Raw genomic sequence first — 7,296 nt, 5'->3', positions numbered from 1 at the left:
TGATTATATAGCCTATTCAAACAATAAAATGGGCAATTTGGTTGATGCCGCTAAGTATTACAGTAACTTATTGGCTGTAGATAGTACCCGCACAGAATACATTGAAACAGCATCAAGCATTTATAAATCATTGGGCGATACCGCAAAAGCACTGCAAATATTGCAAAAGGGCAGGAAGCTTTTACCGGCCGACAGATTTTTATTGCTTGATGAGGCTAATATCTACAATAATTTAAAAGATTATAAATCGTTAGAACCATTAATAGGGCAACTACTTGATATTAATGCAAATAACGCCGATATTGCATTTGTAGCCGCTAATTGTTATGATCATTTAAACAAATACGACCGCGCCGAATCCCTATATTTACATACTATTGAGTTAAATGGCTCGGCTTATGAGCCGGTATTTAATTTAGGTTTAATGTACCTGAAACAAAGCGCAATAACCAGGGAAGAAGGGGAGAGCACTAAAAATATTGGAATGGCCATTCAATGGCTCGAAAAAGCCAATGAATTATCTCCAAACAATGTTAAAGGTTTACAGGCATTGCAATTGGTGTATGCCAAAACCAGCAATAAAGATCAATTAGACAAAATAAACAATAAATTAAAACAGCTAACTAATTAATAAAACATGAAAATCAAACTTTTGATGGCTGGTCTTTTAGGCTTAGTTTCAGCAACAACGTTTGCACAAAAAGGCGAGTTAAACAATGCAAAATCTGAGTATGAAAAGTACGAAGGATTAAGAGGTACACCTTTAGCAAAAGCAAGTTTAACTGCTGCCAGAACTTCTATTGACAAGGCTGCAGCAAACGAAAAAACTGCTGCATTGCCGCTTACTTACGCTTTAAAAGGTGTTATTTACTCTACTTTTGCAAACCAGGATTCGGTAGCTGCTACCTCATTGCCTTTGTTTACCACGGCAGAAGAGGCATTAAAAAAAGCTAAAGAGCTGGATACCAAAGGCGAAAACAAGCAACTTATTGATGCAGGTAACTTAAACCTGGCCCAATACCAGCTTACAAAAGGCGTTGCCGAATACGGAAGCGGTAAATACGACCTTGCTTACAAATCGTTTGATTATTACCGCACCATATTGCCCGAAGACACCAATGCTATTTATTACACCGGTTTATCGGCAGCAAATTCAAATAATTACCCCGCTGCAATAGCAAATTATACAAAATTAATCACCACCAAATTTTCAAAAGTACCTGGTGTTTATATGGATCTTTCATCAGTATACTTATTAAGTAAGGATACTGCAAATGCCCTTAAAACGGTAACCGAGGGTGTTGCAAAATACCCTGCCAGTGCTGAGCTACGCAAGAGAGAAATAGAAATAAGCCTGCAAACCGGGAAAGAAAAAGAGGTTTTAGATAAGATCCAGAAGGCATTAGCTGCTGATCCTAAAAATAAAACACTTTATTATTACGCCGGATTAACGTATTCACAAACAGCAGAAGCAGTAATTAAAGAACAAGCCAAAGCAAAAGATCCTGTTACCAAAAGTAAATTACAGGCTACAAAAGTTGAAAACTACAAACAAGCTGCAGAAATGTACAAAAAGGCTTTGGAGATAGATCCTAATTATTTTGAAGCAAATTTAAATTTGGGCTATGTAATAATTAACCCGGCAATTGACGATTACAATGCTGCTAATAAACTTCCTGCCAATAAACAAAAAGAATACGATGCAGCTATTGCTAAAGCTAAAGCGCAATTTGAAGCCGCTAAACCATATTTGCAAAAAGCAGTTGATTTAAATCCAAAATCAATTGACGCATTAACAAACTTAAGAACCTATTACCTGGGTGTAAAAGATGATGCTAATGCAAGTAAAATAAAAGCACAGATAGAGGCATTACCAAAACAATAATAATATAAAAAAGGAGAGGCTTTCATTGTAAAGCCTTTCTCTTTAATATATATACTTAACATAATGTTAATTATGAGACAAATATTCATATTATGTTAAATACGTTGATATAGTAATTTTTAAAATTGATTATTTCACAACTGTAGCTTCCAATTCAATTTTTAATGTTTCAAAAAGGCTTTTCACTTCCAATAAAGTAGTCGCTTGCTTAATGCCATGCTTAGCTATCCAGGCTTGAAAAATATCAAAGCATTCGAAAAGCTCTGCCGACGAAGTTGTGTAGATATTTAACCGCACAATATCTCCACAATCGTACCCTGCCTCGCTGATAACCTGCTCTAAATTTTGTATGGTTTGTACCAATTGGGTTTTCATGTCACCGGTACTTACTTTTCCATCAGCGTCTATGGCCGTTTGCCCCGAAACGTAGAGTGTGCCTTCTGGCTGTTTTACTTCAACGGCTTGCACATAACTGCGTCCATCCTGCCATTGCCAGGGATTAATTATTCGTTTTTGCATTTGTTTGTTTTTTAGTTTGTGCCACTACAGGCACAAGAGTTAATAAATTGTACACCGCAAAGATGAAGACAGCACGTATATTTTTTGCATGACAAACATCACAATTTTAAAACCGGGGGAAATAAGACTAAGCAGAACGCCAAAGCCTGCTAAGGGTTTCGCGTGAAACACCCAGATAAGAAGCTATCAGGGTTTTAGACACTCTTTGAAATAGTGAAGGATACCGTTTTAGTAGTTGTTCGTAGCGCTCCTTTGCATTGGAGGTTAGGAAAGACAATATGCGCTGCTGCGAACCAATGTGACCGGAATTTGCTTTTTTAAGAAAAAAATGTTCCATCTTTTGGAGGCCTGTACACAACTTTTGGTAATCTTGCAGCGAAAGGCAAAACACAGCGGTGTCTTCAAGGCATTTTAGCGACATTGTTGCTTTAGTTTGCGTATAATAGGCCAGAAAATCACTTTCCCACCAGTCTTCCATCGCAAAGGAAACAATATGCTGATTTCCCGATTCATCGTTATATACCAACATTAAAAGCCCCGAAATTACAAAATAACAATACTTTACGCTTTCACCTTTCTGAATAAGAAATTCGCGTTTTTTATAATTTCTAATTGTCAAATGCGAGCATACAAACGCAAATTCGTCATCAGTGAGCGGTACTATTTTTTCTATATGTTCCCTTAGTTTTTCCTGCATGTACCAGAGACAATAATAAGGCCGTTCCTGAGAAAAAACATAGTTCCTTTAATTACTGACGGTATAATATAAGAACACTTTTTAAATCAACTACTTTTTTTCTGCAACAAACCAGGATGCTACATACGCTGTAAATGTTCCGTACAGTCCCCCCACCTCGGCAGTCATTAATACAGCCGCAATAATCCGGCCTTACTGTAGTTACCGGAAAACTATCGCCTAACCAACAGTAGTAATGGTTACATAATCAAAGTTTTTCCCAAAAAGGAACAATTTGTTTTAGACACCTTAAATATAAAAAATGTCCGCTGTGGAGTTAAATCGCATATTTTAACTAAAAATCCAYATTTTCATAAAGGCATAAATTTGTTTGGAACAATCGAATGTTAAGGATATACAGTTCCCTTAACATGAATGTTTACAACGCTTTTGTGAGGCATGTCTAACGTTTTTCCTGGAATTACCTGCAAATAATACTTAAGATAACTATCCATAATCGCCTGTGATTTATGAATATAATTTTGCCTGAGTGACTCGCCCACAAAAGCAATTAAGGGTTCGCCATAATGCATTTGCCCCTTCTCATCAACATACACAGAAAATGAATAATGAAAGTTTGCGTATGCTTTATTGATAAGAATATCAAATGTTGGATATAGATAATCATCAGAGGTGTCGAAATTATTTAGGAGGTCTTCTTCTGCTTTCCTTTTTTTTTAATTTAACTGATGAACTTTTGCTTATAAACGTAACTGGTTGCCTCGCAGCAAAAGCCTTTTTAATATCGATATTAGCTTTATTTACTAATGATCTTATAAATAAACTGTCTTTTCGACTTGCATGTCTAAGTGTAATTATATCACTTTGAAGCATATTTTTCACATAATTATCAGCGTAAAAAGTCATATAAACCCCTGCGCCTGTAATGTCGACAGTATCATTTTGGGCTTTAAGTATTTCCAGTACAAGGCTATCCTTACTCATCTTTTTTACTTTTAGCCAGGTTCTGGCAGTGTTAAAAACAGAATCATACCCCCTTGTGAGCGGAAAATTCAAAAAGCGTTTTTTATTGGGGCTGTATATGCTTAACGAATCATCTGAAACAAAATTTATTTTCCATTGCGGTTCTAACTGGTAACCATACTCACTAAATGAAAGGCCATTTTTTTGACGACGCTTTATCTCTGTGTAACTAATTCCTTTTATTGATTTAAAGGATATCCGATCCTTCTCGCCATTATGCTTGACAATATTAGGATTATTATTGCTGCAGCCAATAATTATAGTGGCATTGATCAATAATAGCGTTAACACGAAGGTTATTATATTTTGCTTCATGAACAGTGTTTTAAATAAGATAATAATATTATTTTTTTATAGAGAAGCCGGTCCCATAATGGATGGTTTTGAGGAGCTGCATGTATATGGTAGTTTTAATCTTTAGGACTTGAAATATTATATCCTTTAAAAAAAACGATGTAAGCATGATTACCTTCATCTTGCCAATTATTCATTTCGCAAACTCTTCACCGGGTTGGCCATACCAGCCCTAATGGTTCGGAAACTTAAGGTAAATAATCCTGTTAGCAACATCCCTGCGCCGCTGATAACGAATACCCACCAGCTAATAGCTACGTGGTCGGCAAAGCTTTCCATCCATTTATTTACGGCGTACCATGCAATCGGCGTTACGATGATAAAAGCCAGCAAAATAAGCGATATCAGTTCGGTTGATAGCAGGGTTACTATTTGAGCAACGCTTGCGCCAAATACTTTGYGTATGCCAATTTCCTTTGTTCGTTGATTAGTGGTATAAATGGCAAGGCCTAACAGCCCGAGGCAGCTAATCAATATCGAGAAACCTGTTGCCCAGGTGAGCAGAGTTGATGTGTGTTGTTCTTCGTCGTAAAACCTGGCTATCGTTTCGTCGTAAAAACGGCAATCAAAATCATCGTCGGGATAAGCCTTCTTCCAGGCCTTTCCCATATTTGCAATTGCGGTTTTCCACTCATTACCGCCTGCGGTTTCAGGTTTCAGGCTAACATGTAAAGTCATCATTGGCTGGTTGATTGGATTGCCGGATGTTATGATTGATGGATAAATGGCGGAATGCAGCGACCGCTGATTAAAATCGGCAACTACGCCAATAATACTAATATTTCGGCCACCAAACCAATTCAACTGCTTCCCGATAGCATCATGAGGGTTAGTAAACCCTAATAATTTAGCGTAAGTATTATTAATGATGATGGCTTTCCCGGTGTCGGCTTCGGTTATGTTTCTGCCGGCAAGTAATTTTAGCTGATATATTTTAATGTAGTTCTCATCGCCAGACTTAACTATTATTTCTTCTGTTGTAATTTGTTTCTTTCCATCGTTATAAGTAATGCGCGTCCTGTTAAATGCATCAGCCGAAGGTGGGTCATTACCTAAAGCCACAAGGGCAACTTGCGGCATCAGCCTGAATTCGTTCAGCAGTACCTGGTTGGTGCTGGCCTTACTGGTTTTCCAGGGTGTATTAATAAGCAGGATGGCATCCTTTTTAAACCCGAGGTTTTTATGTAAGGCGTAATAAATTTGCTGGCTTACCAAAATGGTAGCCATTATAAAAAACTGGGCTACAACAAACTGCGAAACCGTAAGCGACTTACGCAGCCATGCGTTCCGTGTTTTATTGGTATTGCCATGCACCTGGTTTTTTAGTACCGATGCCGGTTTGTAACCTGATAACACCATTGCAGGATAAAAACCCGACAAAAAACTTATCACAATAATTAAAATCAGCAGGAAGAGTATGACATCCGGCTGCAGAATATTCGCGTGAATATCCGGCGATATAACGTCGGCAAACATTTTTAAAATAATTGGCGCAAGCAACATCGATATGCAAACCGCAAAGGATGTTATAAAAAATGTTTCGCCTAAAAACTGAGCTATTAATTGTATCCGGCTGCAGCCCAAAGTTTTGAGGATGCCAATTTCTTTTGCCCTTTGGGCGGCCTGGGCGGTAGTTAAATTCACATAATTGATACATGCCAGCAACAACAAAAAGATAGCGCTGGCCAATAATCCGTAGAGTGTTGTTTTGCTGGCCGGCGATGAAAAATTAAAAATATTATAGTCGGGATTGAAGTGAATATCATCTAATGGCTGCAAGGCCAGGTCTACAATGGGCGCAGGCATTTTTTGTTCGGCACTCGGCGGATTACTTTTTTTGAAAATGGTATTGATCTGTTTTACAAGCCCGGATGTCGCGGCGCGAGGCGCCAGCTTTACAAAAACCTCTGATGCCGAAGAGATTCTGCCCCAATTATTTATATGCAGATCGTCAGCTAAACGTTTATTAGTTGTGGCCGTACTAATGGAGACAAAGTCATGAAAGGTAAAGTCGGTATTTTCAGTAAGTGTTTCGACTACGCCGCTAACGGTTGTTTTAAGGGTGTCATAAGTAACTACTTTACCAAGCATTTCATGATAGGTTAACAGCGGGAAGTAAAGCCTGGCTTGTTGGGATGTTAATACTACCTGCCTGGGCGCATCAAGTGCGTGTTGCGACGACCCGGCGAGCCATACGTAATCAAAAATTTTAAAATATTGCTGATCGGCAAGTGTTATCCTGTCCAAGTCTTTAAACCGCTTTTGTGCCTTTTTGTCTTTGTCAACATAGACAAAATGTGGCGACAAGGTGAATACCTGCGTAATTTCCTCGATTCCTGTGGCCTGGCTTTTAATTGCCGCAGCCAGTGGGCCAGGTCCGCCACTCGAATAGATTTTATGTCCCTGAGATGATATGTTCATCACAACGCGGTAAATCCGGTCGCTGTCCCTGTGGAATTTATCAAACGTAAAATCGTAGTGTACAATAAAGTAAATAGCCAGGAAAGCGCTTATACCGATGGATAAACCTATAATATTTATCAATGTAAATAGCCTGTGCTTCCAAAATCCGCGGAATGCAATTTTAAAATAAGTTTTAAACATACGACTGTCGGTTAATTTTTCATGTGTCCACCCCGGAGGGTTTACATGGCTCAATATTAGCGGCATAGTCTGGGTAAAACCTCTCAAGTTATAAGATGGGAGAACTTTTTGAAGGTGGTTTTTATATTCTAAAGGGGTTTTGCCTGTAAATTGCTTAAAAATACGATGAAAGCTGCTTTGTGAATTAAAGCCTGACTCATAGGCAATACCAAGC

The 7,296-nt window shown here is 38.2% G+C and carries 6 protein-coding genes; 2 read left to right on the top strand and 4 right to left on the bottom strand.

Features of this window, described 5'->3' with window-relative positions; translation table 11 throughout:
• Nucleotides 1-631 (top strand): tetratricopeptide repeat protein (locus tag AC1DPZ_RS18560; RefSeq protein ID WP_477406130.1); only part of this gene is annotated, 631 nt, incomplete at its 5' end.
• Between the two features lie 6 nt (nucleotides 632-637).
• Nucleotides 638-1,885: a tetratricopeptide repeat protein gene (locus tag AC1DPZ_RS18555; protein ID WP_477406128.1), complete on the top strand. Its 1,248-nt coding sequence runs from the start codon at nucleotides 638-640 to the stop codon at nucleotides 1,883-1,885.
• 129 nt (nucleotides 1,886-2,014) lie between these two features.
• Here AC1DPZ_RS18555 and AC1DPZ_RS18550 read toward each other — a convergent pair whose 3' ends face one another.
• From AC1DPZ_RS18550 to AC1DPZ_RS18535, 4 genes are all read right to left on the bottom strand, one after another.
• Complete coding sequence (locus tag AC1DPZ_RS18550) at nucleotides 2,015-2,404, bottom strand: RidA family protein (RefSeq protein ID WP_477406126.1); 390 nt, start codon at nucleotides 2,402-2,404, stop codon at nucleotides 2,015-2,017.
• A gap of 127 nt (nucleotides 2,405-2,531) precedes the next feature.
• Nucleotides 2,532-3,101, bottom strand: coding sequence for a Crp/Fnr family transcriptional regulator (locus AC1DPZ_RS18545; RefSeq protein WP_477406124.1), 570 nt, complete (start codon nucleotides 3,099-3,101; stop codon nucleotides 2,532-2,534).
• Between the two features lie 681 nt (nucleotides 3,102-3,782).
• On the bottom strand, nucleotides 3,783-4,439 hold the full coding sequence (locus AC1DPZ_RS18540) for a hypothetical protein (RefSeq protein ID WP_477406122.1): 657 nt from the start codon (nucleotides 4,437-4,439) through the stop codon (nucleotides 3,783-3,785).
• A 168-nt stretch (nucleotides 4,440-4,607) separates the two neighbouring features.
• Nucleotides 4,608-7,296, bottom strand: a 2,689-nt coding sequence (locus AC1DPZ_RS18535) for an ABC transporter permease (RefSeq protein WP_477406120.1), incomplete at its 5' end; no start/stop codon positions are given.

It is taken from the genome of Mucilaginibacter sp. P4_G9, from assembly GCF_056400985.1.
Note: the sequence above shows the minus strand (reverse complement) of the source record. Positions and strands in the feature narration are given on the sequence as shown.

Coding starts and splice junctions, on each gene's coding strand:
- AC1DPZ_RS18555 (WP_477406128.1), top strand. CDS start 638: ATGAAAATCAAACTTTTGATGGCTGGTCTTTTAGGCTTAGTTTCAGCA.
- AC1DPZ_RS18550 (WP_477406126.1), bottom strand. CDS start 2,404: ATGCAAAAACGAATAATTAATCCCTGGCAATGGCAGGATGGACGCAGT.
- AC1DPZ_RS18545 (WP_477406124.1), bottom strand. CDS start 3,101: ATGCAGGAAAAACTAAGGGAACATATAGAAAAAATAGTACCGCTCACT.
- AC1DPZ_RS18540 (WP_477406122.1), bottom strand. CDS start 4,439: ATGAAGCAAAATATAATAACCTTCGTGTTAACGCTATTATTGATCAAT.